Source organism: Enterococcus sp. DIV0421 (assembly GCF_051713745.1).
GTDB classification, from domain to species: Bacteria; Bacillota; Bacilli; order Lactobacillales; family Enterococcaceae; genus Enterococcus_D; species Enterococcus_D casseliflavus.
The window spans coordinates 1034389-1050766 of sequence record NZ_JBIOQM010000002.1 but is presented as its reverse complement, the minus strand read 5'-3'; the positions used below and the strand labels follow the sequence as shown (position 1 = coordinate 1050766).

At 36.8% G+C, this 16378-nt stretch carries 13 protein-coding genes and 2 pseudogenes; 1 reads left to right on the top strand and 14 read right to left on the bottom strand.

Annotated elements, in window-relative coordinates; translation table 11 throughout:
* Positions 1 to 17: 17 nt before the first annotated feature.
* The 8 genes and pseudogenes from IGI96_RS16090 to IGI96_RS16055 all read right to left on the bottom strand — a co-directional run.
* Positions 18 to 968, bottom strand: coding sequence for a zinc-binding dehydrogenase (locus IGI96_RS16090; protein WP_438785361.1), 951 nt, complete (start codon positions 966 to 968; stop codon positions 18 to 20).
* 309 nt (positions 969 to 1277) lie between these two features.
* Positions 1278 to 2426, bottom strand: coding sequence for a site-specific integrase (locus tag IGI96_RS16085; RefSeq protein WP_231419119.1), 1149 nt, complete (start codon positions 2424 to 2426; stop codon positions 1278 to 1280).
* A gap of 4 nt (positions 2427 to 2430) precedes the next feature.
* Positions 2431 to 2616: a DUF3173 family protein gene (locus IGI96_RS16080; RefSeq protein ID WP_081119446.1), complete on the bottom strand. Its 186-nt coding sequence runs from the start codon at positions 2614 to 2616 to the stop codon at positions 2431 to 2433.
* 361 nt (positions 2617 to 2977) lie between these two features.
* Positions 2978 to 3223, bottom strand: coding sequence for a helix-turn-helix domain-containing protein (locus IGI96_RS16075; protein WP_104870065.1), 246 nt, complete (start codon positions 3221 to 3223; stop codon positions 2978 to 2980).
* Positions 3216 to 3638 carry an RNA polymerase sigma factor gene (locus IGI96_RS16070; protein ID WP_104870066.1) on the bottom strand — a complete coding sequence of 141 codons (423 nt, stop codon included), beginning with the start codon at positions 3636 to 3638 and terminating at the stop codon, positions 3216 to 3218. The genes IGI96_RS16075 and IGI96_RS16070 overlap by 8 nt, the downstream gene beginning before the upstream one ends.
* 294 nt (positions 3639 to 3932) lie before the next feature.
* On the bottom strand, positions 3933 to 5075 hold the full coding sequence (locus tag IGI96_RS16065; protein WP_438785360.1) for a DNA cytosine methyltransferase: 1143 nt from the start codon (positions 5073 to 5075) through the stop codon (positions 3933 to 3935).
* A gap of 144 nt (positions 5076 to 5219) precedes the next feature.
* A pseudogene (locus tag IGI96_RS16060) lies at positions 5220 to 5585 on the bottom strand (restriction endonuclease PLD domain-containing protein); the annotation flags it as partial.
* Positions 5552 to 6082, bottom strand: a pseudogene (locus tag IGI96_RS16055) (restriction endonuclease PLD domain-containing protein); the annotation flags it as partial. The pseudogenes IGI96_RS16060 and IGI96_RS16055, both read right to left, overlap by 34 nt.
* Before the next feature lie 414 nt (positions 6083 to 6496).
* Here IGI96_RS16055 and IGI96_RS16050 point away from each other — a divergent pair.
* On the top strand, positions 6497 to 7726 hold the full coding sequence (locus IGI96_RS16050; protein ID WP_438785009.1) for an IS110 family transposase: 1230 nt from the start codon (positions 6497 to 6499) through the stop codon (positions 7724 to 7726).
* 125 nt (positions 7727 to 7851) lie between these two features.
* Here IGI96_RS16050 and IGI96_RS16045 read toward each other — a convergent pair whose 3' ends face one another.
* The 6 genes from IGI96_RS16045 to IGI96_RS16020 all read right to left on the bottom strand — a co-directional run bounded on the left by IGI96_RS16045 (position 7852) and on the right by IGI96_RS16020 (position 16376).
* Complete coding sequence (locus tag IGI96_RS16045; RefSeq protein WP_231419123.1) at positions 7852 to 9477, bottom strand: AlwI family type II restriction endonuclease; 1626 nt, start codon at positions 9475 to 9477, stop codon at positions 7852 to 7854.
* Positions 9467 to 10159 (bottom strand): hypothetical protein, encoded by a 693-nt coding sequence (locus tag IGI96_RS16040; protein ID WP_438785359.1) that lies wholly within the window; start codon positions 10157 to 10159, stop codon positions 9467 to 9469. The genes IGI96_RS16045 and IGI96_RS16040 overlap by 11 nt, the downstream gene beginning before the upstream one ends.
* An 881-nt stretch (positions 10160 to 11040) precedes the next feature.
* Positions 11041 to 12167 (bottom strand): IS3 family transposase gene (locus IGI96_RS16035; RefSeq protein ID WP_438785358.1). Its coding sequence is split into 2 segments (ribosomal slippage): positions 11041 to 11939 and positions 11939 to 12167, totalling 1128 coding nucleotides; the frame shifts between segments, so codons are not numbered across the junction.
* A 154-nt stretch (positions 12168 to 12321) separates the two neighbouring features.
* On the bottom strand, positions 12322 to 13233 hold the full coding sequence (locus IGI96_RS16030; protein ID WP_438785357.1) for a conjugal transfer protein: 912 nt from the start codon (positions 13231 to 13233) through the stop codon (positions 12322 to 12324).
* An 18-nt stretch (positions 13234 to 13251) separates the two neighbouring features.
* The gene (locus IGI96_RS16025; protein ID WP_438785356.1) at positions 13252 to 14256 is read right to left on the bottom strand and encodes a bifunctional lytic transglycosylase/C40 family peptidase; all 1005 of its coding nucleotides are present in this window, start codon (positions 14254 to 14256) and stop codon (positions 13252 to 13254) included.
* On the bottom strand, positions 14253 to 16376 hold the full coding sequence (locus IGI96_RS16020) for a CD3337/EF1877 family mobilome membrane protein (RefSeq protein ID WP_438785355.1): 2124 nt from the start codon (positions 16374 to 16376) through the stop codon (positions 14253 to 14255). Before IGI96_RS16020 ends, IGI96_RS16025 begins: the two co-directional genes overlap by 4 nt.
* Positions 16377 to 16378: the final 2 nt, after the last annotated feature.

Here is a 16378-nt window from a genome sequence, read left to right as displayed (position 1 = left end):
TCTAGTTTTTTACCTTCTTATGGTTGCAGCAGAATTTTACCGATACTTTTTCCAGATTCTAGATAATCATGGGCAGCTTTTCCGTCAGCTAATGAAAAAATGGTTGGTTGACTGATTTTCATTTGATCCTTGCTAAAGTAGTCAAACAATCGAGAGCTTCTTCTCTCCCGCTCTTGAAAACTTGTCAAGTAATCCCAGAGATCTCCTGTCAAAATACTTTTTGATTTAGATAGCAAGGGAATAAAGTCGATCGCTGGCGGATTTCCGCCGGCCATGCCAAAAAAGACAACATTCCCTCTATTTTTGAGCAAGTCGACACTTTCGGCTAATGTATGCCCAATGCCATCATAAACGGTATCAAAGAAAGAAGTGTAGGTATCTTGCCATTCTGTATTTCTTAAAAAAACTTGTTTTGCGCCTTGGTCTAAAGCCAGTTGCCGCTTTTCTTCCGTAGAAGTGACGCCATACACTTCTAGACCATCTGCGGTTAATAATTGCGATAAAATTTGTCCGACGCCACCACTTATCCCATGGACGAAGACCTTACTATGATTCACATTATTGCCAAGATCATGAGCTAAAAAATCAGCTGTCAACCCTTGCAGACCAATACTGGCTGCTAATTTAGGTGGTATACCTGATGGGATACGGATGGCATTTTCCTCAGGAACAGCCACCAATTCTGCATTAGCAAAAGGAACATCCACAAAAAGAATTGTTTCCCCTAGCTGAAACTTGGAGACAGATGTTCCTTTTTGAATAATCCTCCCTACCCCTTCATAGCCATTAATAAGAGGGTCTCGGGATTCAATATGATAGGTGCCCTTTCTCCGATAAATATCAGCATAATTCAACCCAATATACATCATCTCTACCATTAGCTCATTTTCGTGAATGATGGGATCAGGCAAATCCCCATATGTTAAAACAGTTGAATCACCGAATTCATTAAAATACAACGCCTTCATGCGCAAATCATCTCCGATCTTCAATCTATCAAAAGCCACGCATCAATCGATTGAAACTATCTACTAAACAACCGATGAATGTCCCTTCGGTCATTTTAGATTTTCCTTTTATTCAAAAAAAGCACCTTCTCTCGAAGGTACTTTCATTCTATTCCTCTTGATGAATTCCGTCAAAACAGATTATTTCTTCGGTTCATCCTCATCCATCTTCGATTCCGACAACCGGCCTGTAAAGCCCGATATATCAACATCTCGTATTTCAAAAACAGCCCGTGACAGCAATTTGACAGCAGCAAATCGTAAAAAAAATTACACGTCAAATTTGGTAAATTCATCTGCTAGAGATTGGTTTGTTTCAGGATATAGGTGCCCATATTTGTCTAAAGTTGTCTTAATAGATGAATGCCCCAACCGCTTTGAAACAGCATAAATGTTCTTATTATGCTCAATCAAAAAAGCAACATGGGAATGTCGTAATCCATGTAAATGGATTGGTTTCACACCAGCAACCTCGGCCAATTTTTTAATACGTCCCAAAAATGTCTTTGGTGACGGTGGCAATCCATCGAAAGTAAAAACAAAACCAAGATCTTCGCCAATTAATCTTTGGGTTTCTTGCCATTCTTTCAAATCTTCGACAGTTTGTTGGTCTAGCGTGATAGTCCGGATACTCGAAGTATTCTTCGTATCGGAAAACTCATAATCCGTTCTTGTCCGAATATAAAGAGATTTATTTACACTACAAGTACTTTTTTTAAAGTCAATATCCGACCATTGCAGAGCAAAAAGCTCCTCACTTCTGAGACCAGTAACAAACAAAAAACGCATCATTCTTTTGTAGAAAGTCTCCTGAAAATCACAGAGATATGGGCAAGCGTACACCTTTTTAAACTCTTCAACAGTCCAAAACTCTACTACTGAACGTTCTGTTCGAATCTTACCAATCGTATCAACTGGATTTTCTTCAATCACTTCTAAAATCACTGCACGCTTAAAAATAATCCGTAATTTGTTAAAAATCTGTTTAATATAATTGTTTGATAACGGACGTGTGGTACCCTCTCTGTTCGTAACAGAACACTTTTCAACGAGGTATTGTTGAAACTCTTGAATATGAATTGGTCTGATCTTTTCTATCTGCATTTTTCCAAAATAAGCTAACGCACGTTTTAACGTCTTATCTGTTTTTACATAGGTTTTTTCGACTGTCCCCAGCTTATACCAGGGAAAGAAGTATTTCTTATAAAAATCTCGAAACGTAATTCCTTGCAGGTAGATATTTTGAGAATCGGAATAATTCTTCTTCAATTCCTCCATGGCTTGTTTCGCCTCAGTCTGAGTTTTAAAACCTCTTCTGGTTGGTTGGATTCTCTTACCAAACCGATCGTATCCTAGAGACAATGAAAAATACCAAGTACCTCGTTTTTCATCTTTGTACACATTTGCAACTCTTCTCATTGCACTATTCCTCCCAAGAAATATGCAAGACCTCTTCTAAAATAGAAATAGGTATCCGCTTTATTTTTGAATTTCTATAAAACGTATAACCTTTTTTCACTAGAAGTCTCTTACACTCCTTGAAGATTTTGTCAGCGTAGTATTGAGAAAAGCCTAAATCAATTATATCTTTTCGAGTAGCTGTCTTCATTATACCGCCTTCCTCTCGAATTGTCTTATGCTCCTCGTTACATTAGCTAAAAAAGAAATTTTGATGGTTCTATTTTTATCTATCAGCTGCTTTGCCAAAGCACATAGGAATTTCACCTCCCCCCAGTAATGGCGGGCCAATTTGGTTACGGAAGTATCATTATCAGATATGAAGCTACAGGTCGAAGTGAATCGCTCGTTTAGATAAGTCATGGCGCTTCAACAAAATAATCTAAATATCAATGTACTGATAGATTTATATTTAATTTTCAAAGGTCATAGGCTTTTTCAGCCTGTGAAGTTCTCAAAAGTTCTTTCGAGAATTTCACACAATGAAAAATAAGCGGAAAGGGGAGAAACTATTAACGAGTAATATCAAAAGATAAAATTTTATCAATTAACTTACTTTCCAGTCGCCTACGTATAAGTTCATCAACATAGGTGATAGACTCACGATTTTCATCATAGCCTTTACGCAAAGAAAGTTTCAAAATATATTTTTGATAATAATCCAGTACCGATTGAACTGCGATTCGGTCTCCCTTTGCAGCTAGTACAATGATTTGGGAAGGTAGTAAGGGATTTTGATAATCTAAAATTTCACTCATTTCTTATGACCTCCATCGCTTTTTTTAAATCTACTTCTGCTTTTTTTCGTTGATACCAGACTGTACTCAAGCTAGTATCGAGTAATTCACTGATTTCTCGATCGTTAAATCCAGCAAAGTAAAATAATAAGAGAATGATTTTTCTTCTCTCTTTTAAATCATTTAGTGCTTCAGCTAAGTGAAGATCTTCAACTCGTACCTTTATACCAGCTACCTCAAAAAGCTCGCTATCCTCAATAGTTTTCTCTCTGACTTGAAGTTGATCCAAGAATTCTTCTGTTAAATCCGTGATAGATATTTGTTTATCCCTTACATACGCATACTGCTTATGAATATTTCGCAACTCATTCCGAAGTACTTTCTTGCAATATGCATCAAAAACATGACTGATATGTGTCTCGAATGATTGATCCATGTTAGGGCCTCCTTAAGAGTAATGACTTACGTTCCTTCCCCTTTCCACTACTACTACAATTGGCGACCCCTAATTTTTCTAAAAATCCTGATTTTTTTATAAAAAAAAACGTATTGGACTACCTGTGCATGAAACTGGACCATGTTAACGGCTTTCTCCTTTCCACTACTAAAATAATTTGAACAGGGTATTTTTTCGAAAAATCTTAAATTTTTTTCAAAAAAATACAGACAAAAATATCCCATACAATTGAGAATTAAGACTCAACTGCACGGGATACTCTGATTGTCTATTTTAAGATTTAACTAGTGAGGCTACTGTATCTCCATCTTCTTGGAATAAAATTTGCGGTTGCAATTTAGGAGTAGCTTGAACATGATCATAATCTTCGCCTGCGAAAGTTTTGAGGATTGCCATCAATATATGACGAAGACCTTCCGGTGGAATTGCCATTCCTATTTGTCTTCTTACACTTTCTCTACCGCCTTGAAAATGAAAATCATCAGGGAATGTTTGAAGTCTAGCACGCTCTCTATTCGTAAGTGCTCTGTTTTCTTCCCAGTGGTACATGTGTGTACCACCTCCACCAGAACCAGTTACTGTATAAGCAGGTGTATTTCTGTTTAATCTCTTATATATATTACTTAATCGTGCGCCTTTAACATTAAGTCGTAAATGTTCTGGAATCTCTTCTCCCCAAGCGTTTCCTCCTTCAGGAATATAGGATAACATTTCCACAGTTTTAGCATTATGCCGCGTGAAATCATGATTAAATGCATCGGGTAAAATTGGTGGATTTAAAATTGCTTCAGATGAAGAAATATAGTCTTCAGGATTAGGCGTAGTTGGTGCTGGTACTTTAAACTCAATTCCTTGTTCAGCTATATCGTTTCGAATCCCGACAATTATAATTCTATGTCGAGCTTGCGGAACACCATATTGTTCAAATTTATAAAAATTAGGTGTAATCGTATAACCGGCATTTTGTAATTCTTGAAGTATTTGAATAAAAGCTTCACCTTCATTAGCAGAAGATAAGCCACCCACATTTTCAGCAACAAAAAATTTCGGTTTAAACTCTTTTAATGCTTGAACCCCATAAGAATATAAGGGACCAAAATCTCCATCTAGACCTTTTTGTTCTCCCACTAAGGAGTAATCGTTACATGGAAAACCAAAAATTAAGGCATCGATGTCTCCTAACAATTTATGATCATGCAGATCAAACGTTCGCACATCTTGACAATAAACAGAAGTTGCATCAGGGTCTTTTAAAATATTAAGTTTGTACGTTTCCACCGTGTCTGAATCGTATTCATTTGCCCAAGCATGCGTAAATCCCCATTCTTCATTATGTTGATCTATATATTTTGAGGTGATAGCAGCGTAAGCCCCACCTCCAGGTCCGGCAAACAATTCTCCAGTTTTAAAAATCATAGTAACCCTCCAATTCCGAACATACGTTTCAGCATATGCCTCGAAATACAGTTTAGCATATGCCAAAAAAAAGTCAATCAAGGAGGATCAAAAATAATATTTCAAATATAGCAATATTTTTTGTCTTTAAGAAAAAGATCAATTCTAACCAAAATTCATGTAAAATGTTGATTCATCAATTTTAGTTATATCTAAATCTATCCTTCCATAATTCAGCAAATCTTCTTTCGTAACAAAATCACCTCTTGGAACCCCAATCCGATCTCTGAAGTAGATTCCCATCTCTGAATTGTTCTGCGTAGTTTGTATAGCTTTACCATAATTTACCTGGGCATGGCAACAAACTAATAAAGCATCGTCATCTGTAATAACATTAAAAACTTCACCCATACTTGGAAAAAAGTTATTCACTTGATGAGTCATAGGAATTGGGATATAGGCTTGATTAGGTTCTCTCCCTGGTCTTTGTCCCCAATTTAAACCTGATCTAGGGTGTATCTCGCCATTTCGCGCAAGGAGAGGGACGTAATGGTAGTTCCGACCCCATTATTATCTACTATTCTGCTTGACCTCTGCACTCTCCTTGCTTCCTCTATCATACGTCTAGTTTCTGTGATTGCAAATAAATTTCGGACATCAGAATTACAGCAATCTATAACATGATTTGCAATACTTTCAAAGTATAACATCGCTGTCCTAGGGTCACAGGGACTTAGAATTTCATCATTACTTCTTCTTAAAAAGGCATTTTGTGTGTAATTTGCCGAACCAATATAAGCTTCTGAATTACCGAATTCATCACTTCATATATATAGTTTAGAGTGTATTGGAATATCATTAAGAGAGTAATAGCCTGAAAAGCATTTGAATCGTCCATCATTATCTGAAAAACCTTTATAATCTGCAATACTGATACCATCTCTTAATGTCATTCCAACAATCAATTCAAGTGATCTGATATAGATATCTTCCTCTTGAAGATACGCTACATGCTGGTTAACCATGGAAGAACTTGCATACCGCTAACTATTTTAAATCGGTAAGACCTCTACGGGCAGGTTCCATAAGTACTTCGTTAAATAAATTGTCGCAAATTAACATAAATATAATCATTCCTTTCGCGATTCCACTCAAGGCACAACACCGAATGAAAAAGTGTTGTGTTCCTAGCGGAACCTATTTCTCTTGTAGTAAACTTTTCTTGAAGAAGCCTGTATACACTACAAATCACGGGGAGGTGAGTAAGTGCGAAGACACACTTTTCGACCTTGTATAAATATATGTGTAGCTTGGCTTTTCAAGCACAACTAACTGTGACAAAGAGCACGTAAACTTATTTTTGGATAAGCGACTCGTTTGTGTAGAGCCTCGCAGTCCCTATACAGTTCTTCTTCTAAAATCTATGAAGGGAGTTTCTCACGATGTTAAAAATCGTGTACCCAAATTGTTGTGGCATCGATGTCCACAAACAGTTCGTTATCGCTGTGATCGCAATCACTGACAGCGAAGGGATTACTCAATACAAGCGCCGTCGCTTTTCAACGTTTACGAACGGGTTGAAAGAGCTGAAAAAATGGCTTGAGTTCCACTCTTGTTTTCATGTTTGTTTAGAGTCAACTGGGAAATATTGGATTCCTATCTATAACGTCCTTGAGGACGAAATGGACATCTGTTTAGCTCACCCAAAGTACGTCAAGGCAATTCGAGGGAAAAAAACAGACAAGAAAGACGCCCAATGGATTGCGGACTTATACAAACATGACTTAATTGCAGGAAGCTTTATTCCTCCTGCGAAAATTCGTCAGCTGCGGGACTTGTTTCGCTATCGAATGAAATTAACATACCTTCAAACCAGTGAAAAAAATAGATATCAGAACAGTCTCACTTGGTCAAATCTCCAAATTGCGAGTGTGGTTTCCGACGTATTTGGAAAATCAGCTCAAAAGATCATTCAAAGTGTACTGGATAATCCAGAGGAGAAACCGGATATTGCTTCGCTTATCCATCGTCGTATGAAAGCCTCTGTTGATGAGTTAGAACTCTCGATGGATGGCGAGCTATCTGAGGAACAAGCAGAAAAACTGCGTGTGATCAAAGCTCACTATGACGCGATTACCCTATGCAAAAATGATCTCGAAGAGATGATTACTGAATTAGGTAAAGAATACTCTCACCAACAAGAGTTGATTCAATCCGTTCCTGGATTTAAAAACCCGTTAACAGCGCTACGTGTCATTTCAGAAATCGGTATCGATATGAACCAATTCCCTACTGCTGGTCATCTTTGTTCTTGGGCGGGAGTCGTTCCTGCCAATAACGAAAGTGCTGGTAAAAAGTATTCGACTCGGATATCTAAAGGTGGTCGCTATCTCAAACCTTTGCTTGTTGAAGTAGCGAATGCCGTGGTGAAATCTGAAAAAAATCCCGAACATCGAAACAAATATCTACAACTTAAAAAGCGTAGAGGGCACAAGAAAGCAATAATTGCGATTGCTCGTCGGTTACTTGTGGCAATCTATCATATTCTCAAAAAAGATGAGGTATACAACCCCGCTCTTTATCACTATCAAGAATATGTCGCTCCAAATAAAAAACTGTCAATTCAAGAAGCAGTTCAATTTGCAAAAAGCCACGGGTTTCAAGTTGTTTAATTTGGTATAGACCGATAAATAACCGTTGAACCTCTTATTTTTGTGCGGTCTTTTTTCTGTAACTTAGTAAACGAATTAATCCGTATTTTTTTCAAACTTAATCCTCATTTCAGCTAAATTTGTATTTAGTCAATATTAAGTCTTTGTGCAACTTCTCCATAATATTCATAGGCTTGGTTATCACTTAACAACTCTAAAAACATTTTTTTTCTTTCTGCCGCTTCAATACCATTTTCCAAGCAATAATCTAAAAATCCTAATAAAGCTGAGGCTGAAATCATTAATCCGCTTACTTCTGCACCGTATAAGTCCTTAACTTTATTGACTATCTTTTTCATATTAGAAATTCCGCCGATTTTTGAAGCAGTAATATAACCAAAATATTTCACTTTTTTGTCTTCATAATCCTGATACTCGGGGATGTACTCAGTAGCCATATGATTAGCTAAATTAGCTGAGAGAAGAAACTTTTGTTCATAATTTTTAGCATCAATTATTGCTACAGTTGATTCATCAATATGAATTAATATATCAATATTAGTTCTTTCGCCTTGAATAACCGGTTTAGGATGAAGGACTGTTTTAAACCCTATAGCTTTTAAAATTTCCGCAGATTGAACTTCAAATTCCAAGTCATTTTGTTGATTAAGATATGAGGTAATAAATCCTCCATCTATATTGGGCATTTCACTTTTTTGCTCTACTATTTTTACAGCAATTTTTTGTGCTTTTTTTGGGGGAAAGTCATTTGAAATAATATCAATAACTTCATTTAAACTTTTCCCTGGAAGATTTGGGTACTGCATCAATATTTCTTGAACCAGCTTCTCTTCCTTACTTTGATTGCTAGCAACTTTTTCATCTGTTAAGGCTCTAGACTTATAACTGTCTACATCTAGACCTGCACGTTCGCCAAACCTGGACTCTGAAATTTTATAACGATCATCAAACGGATATCTTTGATCGTATCTGTCTAATTCTTCAAGTGTCGAGATTAGTTGGTCAGTTTCCTTATTGATAAATAACCGTCCATCACTGTACTCCACCAATTCGGTATAACCTGCTTGTAACATAAACGTATGGGCAACATCGCCATTTGCCGTTTCAAAATCTCTAGCACCACTATCTGATCTTTTTCTGTAATCAAGTTCTGCAATCTCTCTTTTCATTTCTGCTTTTTCTTCTTCGCTCGCATTTCGAAACTGAACGATTTTAGCAACAGTTTCATTTATTTGCTTGTCTGTTCTAGCGGTCATTACAAAAAATGTAATTTCTTCTCTGGTAACATAATAATCTAAAGTTTCTTGACAAACGATTCTTATCAAAAATCTTATTGGTCGAATTTTAAAGTCGGGGGAAAACTTTGGCCTAAATCCTGTAGACTCAAAGTAAGAATTTGGGATTTGTAGTGTCAGAAGTTGCTTACACAAGTTATCAAATTTTTTCCTTCCCTCTAAAAGAGCTAAACCAACTTTTGTTGGCACTAAACGTCCGTCATCTGCTAAATAGACCAAACTATATGTTCTAAGCATTGCCGCCCAAGTTCTACCGCCTGATCCATCATTAGAAATGTTCGCTCTTTTCAATTTTTTTTTGGCTAATACTACCTCATACTCCTTTTGAATTGGTCGATTAGAGTTCCACTTTTCTTTAAAATTATTCGTTGCAATTTTTAGAGCTTCTAAAGCATTGGAAAAATAGTTTGGATCTCTCTGTGGTCTAGTCACAAACCATGTTGTTCTATATCTCATCTTCTACATTCCCTTCGTTATTATCTATTCGTTCTCTTCCAGAATAGTCAACAGATAAAGATTCCAAAAGATTAAACACAAAATCTCTCTCTTCTGTTGTGACATCTTTTTGGACTAGTTCTCCTAATACTTCAACTAACTTATCCAGTAGTTCATCCGAAAAAGCTTGAAAAAATTCTTCAATAAGAAAATCACTTTCTTTTGATTCAGCAATATAGCTATTTAATAAAAATCCCATGTCAAGAATATTTTCATCAATAAAATCGGACAAGACAAACTGTTGGTCTAAATAGAAATCTCTGTATTTTTCTTTAATATAAGAAATTATGCTAATAAAATTACCCAGCCCCATTTCTTTGTTTTCTCTAAAAATATCATTTAGCCAATTGGGGTTATTATCTCCTTTAAGTGAAATCGATATAGATCTCTGAGAAATTCTACCATTAAGTCTATCACTATCTTTTTGATCCCCTGAAAGAGATCTTTTTTCACCAAGCCTAGTATCTTCTAATATTTTTATCTGTTTTTTCAGATTGTTGTAAATCATCAGTATCAAGGCTTGTTGTAAAATTTTTTTATACATTTTTCCTCCTGCAAATCTTTTTGATAAATTAATAATACTACTAAAAAAACAGCAAACACCCTTCTTTGAAAGGGCATTTGCTGTTTTATCTTTAATCACATTCAGAAATGCGTTCTAAAAGTTGTAAAAGGGATTAATATGCTATATCGCCTCTCAGTCTTTTAGTCCATAACAATTTCCTGCGTAGACTTCCACAAGAAATCAATAATTTTACCCGTAGGGTCTATTTGAACATTGTCAAACGAAAACAAAAAGCAAAAAACGGTTTCTTCCGTAGATCCGACGGCTGTTGGTCTTCTTGAAGCGATATATCAAGTATATCACCGTTTTTTTTTGGAACAAAGCTATCAACTGATAGCACAACAACAAAACACGTACAACACCCCATACCAACAGCATTTCTGATCAAATTGTCAGTTTCCATCAACCTCGGCTACGACTTATTGTTCGTAGGAAAGCCAAAGCATCCGTAGAGTTTGGTACGAAATTTGAATGGAATCTGTAGACTAGAGAAAATCAGCTTCGATGCGTCGAATAATTAGGCAGAAGTGTTAGTATCAGCCATTCGTCGCTATTATGATCGGAATGGTGTTGCCCTAAACGAATCTTGGCGGATGCACCAGAAAGAATATCCAGTACTGCAAGACCCTCGGCATTAGGCTATCCGGGTCCATCTCTAGGCAATCCTAAAAAAGATAACCCAAGAGATAAAACAATGGACTTCCAAGATAATGATAATAGAGTGAAAGTTAAACGAGGCTTCAGCCATCTGAAAGATTCTTTTGGTTTGGATCTGCTTAGGACAAAAAAATAAATTACTATTTTTTTGTAATTTCTAACTGCCTACTTTCCTCTCTTAGCAATTCTACTAAAATTTTTTTATTTTTCTTCAATAAGCTAGAAACACCATTTGAATCAGAAAGCTTCTCTAGCACAACTGGATTTGAGTCAATATCTTGGACACATTTTAGTAGAGACGGTTACGCCATTTTTTCTTTTGCTAACTCTTCAAACTCCTGAGGGGTTAGATAGTGAATCGAGCTGTGAATTCGATTCCGGTTATAAAATCCTTCAATGTAACTAAATAGTGCTCGATTCGCTTCTTCGAAGTCTGAGTAAGTCGTCGTGTATACTTCTTCTTTTTTCAATGATGCATGGAAGGACTCAATTCCTGCATTATCATAGGGTGTTCCTTTGCGACTATAGGAATGTCTTATTTTATTGTTTTCAAGCCAACTTTCCACTTCGATTGCTGTATATTGACTACCTAAATCGGTGTGTAGAATCATTCCTTCTGGAATGTGGTACCGTTGTTTCGCTTGATTGAGTGTTTGTAACACACAATCGACAGTCATTCGCTTAAAAAATGTATAGCTAATAATCTTTTTCGTGTGTAAATCCATAATTGAAGATAAGTAACACCAACCATTTTTCTTAGTTGGAATGTAGGTGATATCAGCTACCCATTTTTCACAGATAGTTTTAGTAGAAAAGTCCTGATTTAAGATGTTCTCTTTTAAAACAACCGGCTGAACAGACCGTTGAGGTCTGTATTTCTTAACCACAATTGACCTTAGATTTAATTGTTTCATCAATTTTTGAACATGCTTAAGAGATACTGAAATTCCTTCTTTTAGCAACACTTGATGGATTTTTGTTGCACCATATCTCTGTTTATGATCAAAAAAGATCGTTGAAATCTTCTTTTTCAATTGGTTATTTCTGACTTCTGTAGCTGTTAACGATTTATTTTTATAAAAATAGTAGACGCTTCTAGGAATTTCTAATAACCGACACAACAAAGAAACAGTGTAATCCTTACACCATTTTTCAATGAATCGGACAAGTGACTTCAGGTCTTTCGAGAGAATATGGCTGCGGCTTTTTTTAATATTTCAAGTTCCTCTTTCAAACGAGCATTTTCTTTTCTCAAATCAGCCGCTTCTTTTCCGGTTAGTCCTGTGGACGGATCAGGTAAGTATAAATTCTTCCACTTATAAATCGTCGCTTCAGCTAAGCCATATTCTTTCGCCAACCCTCGAACAGAACGTCCAGTTTGATTTAGTTCAACAATCATCTGTTTAAAATTTTCTTCATATCGGGTCATAAAATCCATCCTCTCGTAGATAAGTTTAATTTATTTCTGTCTCTACGAAAAGATGTCTAAGATTTGATACTAACACTATCACCTCTCATGAATTAAAAGTTGTGTTATTATTATATACTATCAAATTACAAAAGATAAATTTATTATTTTCCAGCTAATATGCTTCTATGACCTTCCAATTTTCCGGCTTTTGTAGAACAAAAGAATACTTGAAATTATTTATTGTTTTCGAAGTATCATCAAGGTACTTTGCTACCACTGAAACTTGATAATTCTCTCCTTTTTGTCGATAAATAGGATTAGTCAAATCTATAAACATCAATGTAGTATTTATTGGTGTGACTTCACTATCTTCTACATAATACTCAAGTTCCTTTTCTGAAGCTGTTGGATAGAGTTTGAAAAATGTCTCAAGAAACTCAGTGATTTCTTCCGTTGTTTTGGCATCAATTTCTGAATCACTTTCTGCTTGTTTTGTCTCATATTGTGCCTTGTCAGGTTTTGCAATCATAGTAGGCAAACTCGTTACTACATGATTCCCTTTTTCATCTTCAAAGATTGTCACCCGGTATGCAGAAGAAACTGTTTGTGCCTTTTTCCCTTCTGTAATCTTTTGATTCACTAGAAACGAAACGACAAATTCTTCTGAGAGTTTCTGAACATCTAAAATTTTTACTGATTGAACGTCGGAACTAGTGGGAATATCTACTCGAACCATATCTTGGCTCAAAGCGAGTCCTTCTTCTGTAAGGTATTGTCCAAGAGTTGTCATTCTCTTTTCAATTGCTTCTTTATTATTCCTCCATGAGAAATATTCTTTCACAAAATCCTTCGTAAAACTTTCAACGCCAGAAGTGTTTACTACCTTCTCTTTTACAACCACTTTTTCATGAGTTGTATGCTGATCAATGGCCGTGAAATTTTTGTAGATTCCAAAAGCAAGACTGCAAGACAGTAAAAGCCAAAGGGCGAGCACCATTTTCCGATGCTTGCCCACTGAAACTACTCGTTCTTTTTTCTTTTTCGGTGTCTTTTCCTTTTGACTCCGTTCAATTTTTAACTTCATTCTTTTTCCTCTTTTCTCTTATTTATATCGGCCAGCTCCGATAAGATGCTGCTGCCAATAGGATTCGGTTAGATTGGTCCATCCCACTGGATCGCCCGCATGAAACATTCTGTTCTCTCCAGCATAAATCCCTACATGAGTCACATAAGTACCGGCATCATAAGTTGAATGAAAGAAAATCAAATCACCTGGTTTGGCATCCTTTAAATCAATATGTGTCATGGCATCATACTGATCCTGAGCTACTCGGGGAAGTGTTAAGCCAACTTTGGCATAACACCATTGGGTTAAGCCACTACAATCAAACCCTGTTTTGGGACTTGATCCACCAAATACATAAGCCGTTCCTTCATACTTAAACGCCTCGTTAAAAATCCCTTGGACGGTTTTAGCATCAAACTGTGTCGTGGTTAGGTATTGCTTCACTAATAGGCAATAAAACATATTGCCATAGTTATAGCGCCACCCACCATTTTCCTTAATCGCGATTGGATTGGGGTAATCGACTTTTTGGCCGCCCGACTTTTCCTTTGAAAATGATTTCGCCAAAGCAAAACTATGCTTCTTCCCATTTTTTGCGACGTGATCCAAATAACCACCGCCGTAGTTATAGGCCTGAATGATACTATCTTGATCACATCCTAGTTCTTTGGAACGCTTAACCAAAGACGCAAAATAGAGACACCCTTGTTTAATGGATGCCTCGGTACTTAATGAATTCGGTGATAAACCGGCTGACTCAGAACTCTGCATAACGTCTTCCATTGTGCCACCAGATTCTACTTGAATAATGGCCAAAAGAATTGGAACGTACTCTAATATGTCTGATTCTTTGGCATATTTTTCCACCATTGAGCGGTGCTTTAAGACTTCCTCTGAAACACTATTTCCTCCTGGTGATGTCCCAGAACTACTACTTCCTTCACTGTCCTCTCCAAACAACAAACCCACACACATCAAGATGCCCATAAAGGAGATTGTCAGAAAGGTTAACGAAATGATACTCAATTTCTTTAAGTTCATTTTTTCTCACCTGACCTTGGTTTTGGACGAGGGTTCATTCTTTTTTGTACTTTTTGATTGGTTCGCTTGGACAGAGTAGACCTCTGCTTCACTTGTTGAAAGGAATTGCTTTTGCTTAATGGTTTAGTTCTTCCGTTTGGAATGACTTCTTGACTAGAAAGTTTCCGTTTGATTTCAGGATTCGAATGTACTGGTACCCTTGGTTTTAAAGACCTATTTTCTGACATTTCTTTTTTCTGTGGTTTTATCTCCTCCTTTATCAGAACATTTCCTCTTCTTTTTCCATGACGATTTCCTGATTCACTCAATACTTTGCGCTTTTCGTCCATTTTTGCATCTCTTCGTTGCCGTTGCTTTTCACGCAACTTCGCCCTGTCTGCTTTTTCTTGGACAAGTCCGCGCTTAAATTCTTCTGGTGCTTTTTTCGTCTTTTCTACACCTTTATGGAGATTGTATTTCAAATTCGTTGGCGTATTCCTTACCTGATCCTTTACTTGTTTAGTCTTATCTTTCACCAAAGCTTGGGTGTCTAGAACTTTACCGATTTTTCTTCCGGCCAAATTCATTCGAGATTGTTTCTTATTATTTGAAATTAGATTTTCCTTATTCAAGTCAGATGGTACCTCGTGATCGTTAGGTAATCGTGAATCCTTTCGTAGAGAAGAACCGGATGGCCTAAATTTGGATTTTGATTGTTCCTTTGCCAATTTATTTCCGACTGCTGCACCGCCGCCAAAAGCCAAGGTTCGTCCAACATTTCGATTAAGTTGCCGTAGTTTTCGATTCATTAACATCTGTGGTTTTCGCATGACTCGCCTTCCCATTGACTGGCTATCATTACTTTGGAGATTGAACATACTCACAATGTCACCCAATTTGAAATAGATGCCAGCAAAGGTCACAATTTGTAGAAAAGCTACCATAAAGAAGGGATAGGTGGCCGAAATATTGAAAAACATGGTAGAAATACTAAATGCAGTCGTGATGACTAATGTAATTCCCGCTCGCATCATAATCGTATTAAACAAGCGAATAATCGCCTTCTTACCCAAACTTTCATATGTCGGCAACATGGACAATAAGAAGCTAATGGGCAGAAACATCGCAAAGATAATAAACAGAATTTGCGAGAATAACATAATCCCTGTCAGTAAAAATACAAAGAAGGAGATACCAATATTGAACAACACCAAAAAAACCACGGTTCCTAATCGGTTCATGGTCTTGGTAATACTTAGATTCGCATTGTCATTGTCTTCAATCTCGGCTTTAACTGCTTCTTCTCGATCCTTCCCCTTATTTTCATCAGGACTTACAGATAAAATCTTATTGACTCGCTCTTCTCCTATTTCTTCTAGATTGGAATCATCGAATTGCAACAGTAGCCATGGTTGTTGGACTTGGATGGAAAACAAACTATCTCGAATCAAATCCACGCTATCCTTTCCTTGGCTTTCCGAATTTGGTACCACAATCTCAGTTCCAAGGCTAAGTGCCGCCTCGCTAACATCTGAGCTAAAGTCATTGATTTTCGTAATATAGGTAGGTGCATAAGCAATAAAGGAACCTGATAATAGAAAGATTATCACAAAATTGATCACAGACCGGACTGCTTTGGTAGTTTCTCGTTTGAGTAGACCTGTATAGGCAACGTAAACTCCTAATACCAAAACCATCAATAACAGAAACCCAAAGTAGAAACCAGAAGTTTGAAGTCCATTTTCGTTTATACCAGCGAGTGTTTGAATATTCTTCCCGATACTTTCCGCCGTATCCGAAATGAAATCTAACTTGTAAGCCTCTTGAACCACATAACCAGTGGCATTCGACAGATAGAGACTAACCGTCCAAATAAAATTGGTAATGGCATAAAGACCATACATTACGCTCTTTCCTAAGCCATCCCCCCAATTCCAAGGTAGCCAATCCCAAGAACTATCAACAAAGAAATCTAATTGGTAGTTGTTTAGAGAATATTGGGAATAAAGATTTCCGGCTTTCACTGTATCATCAACAAGTCCTGTTGCCTCGGCTACCGTACCGACTAAACTCAATAGGACTGTCAGAGTGACGATGCTAATAAAAACAATTCCCACAATCCGAAAAAGTTTCTTTTTCATCC

Bases quoted from the DNA above. Each gene is read 5' to 3' on its own strand.
- IGI96_RS16090 (WP_438785361.1), bottom strand. From the start codon at position 968: ATGAAGGCGTTGTATTTTAATGAATTCGGTGATTCAACTGTTTTAACA.
- IGI96_RS16085 (WP_231419119.1), bottom strand. From the start codon at position 2,426: ATGAGAAGAGTTGCAAATGTGTACAAAGATGAAAAACGAGGTACTTGG.
- IGI96_RS16080 (WP_081119446.1), bottom strand. From the start codon at position 2,616: ATGAAGACAGCTACTCGAAAAGATATAATTGATTTAGGCTTTTCTCAA.
- IGI96_RS16075 (WP_104870065.1), bottom strand. From the start codon at position 3,223: ATGAGTGAAATTTTAGATTATCAAAATCCCTTACTACCTTCCCAAATC.
- IGI96_RS16070 (WP_104870066.1), bottom strand. From the start codon at position 3,638: ATGGATCAATCATTCGAGACACATATCAGTCATGTTTTTGATGCATAT.
- IGI96_RS16065 (WP_438785360.1), bottom strand. From the start codon at position 5,075: ATGATTTTTAAAACTGGAGAATTGTTTGCCGGACCTGGAGGTGGGGCT.
- IGI96_RS16050 (WP_438785009.1), top strand. From the start codon at position 6,497: ATGTTAAAAATCGTGTACCCAAATTGTTGTGGCATCGATGTCCACAAA.
- IGI96_RS16045 (WP_231419123.1), bottom strand. From the start codon at position 9,477: ATGAGATATAGAACAACATGGTTTGTGACTAGACCACAGAGAGATCCA.
- IGI96_RS16030 (WP_438785357.1), bottom strand. From the start codon at position 13,233: ATGAAGTTAAAAATTGAACGGAGTCAAAAGGAAAAGACACCGAAAAAG.
- IGI96_RS16025 (WP_438785356.1), bottom strand. From the start codon at position 14,256: ATGAACTTAAAGAAATTGAGTATCATTTCGTTAACCTTTCTGACAATC.
- IGI96_RS16020 (WP_438785355.1), bottom strand. From the start codon at position 16,376: ATGAAAAAGAAACTTTTTCGGATTGTGGGAATTGTTTTTATTAGCATC.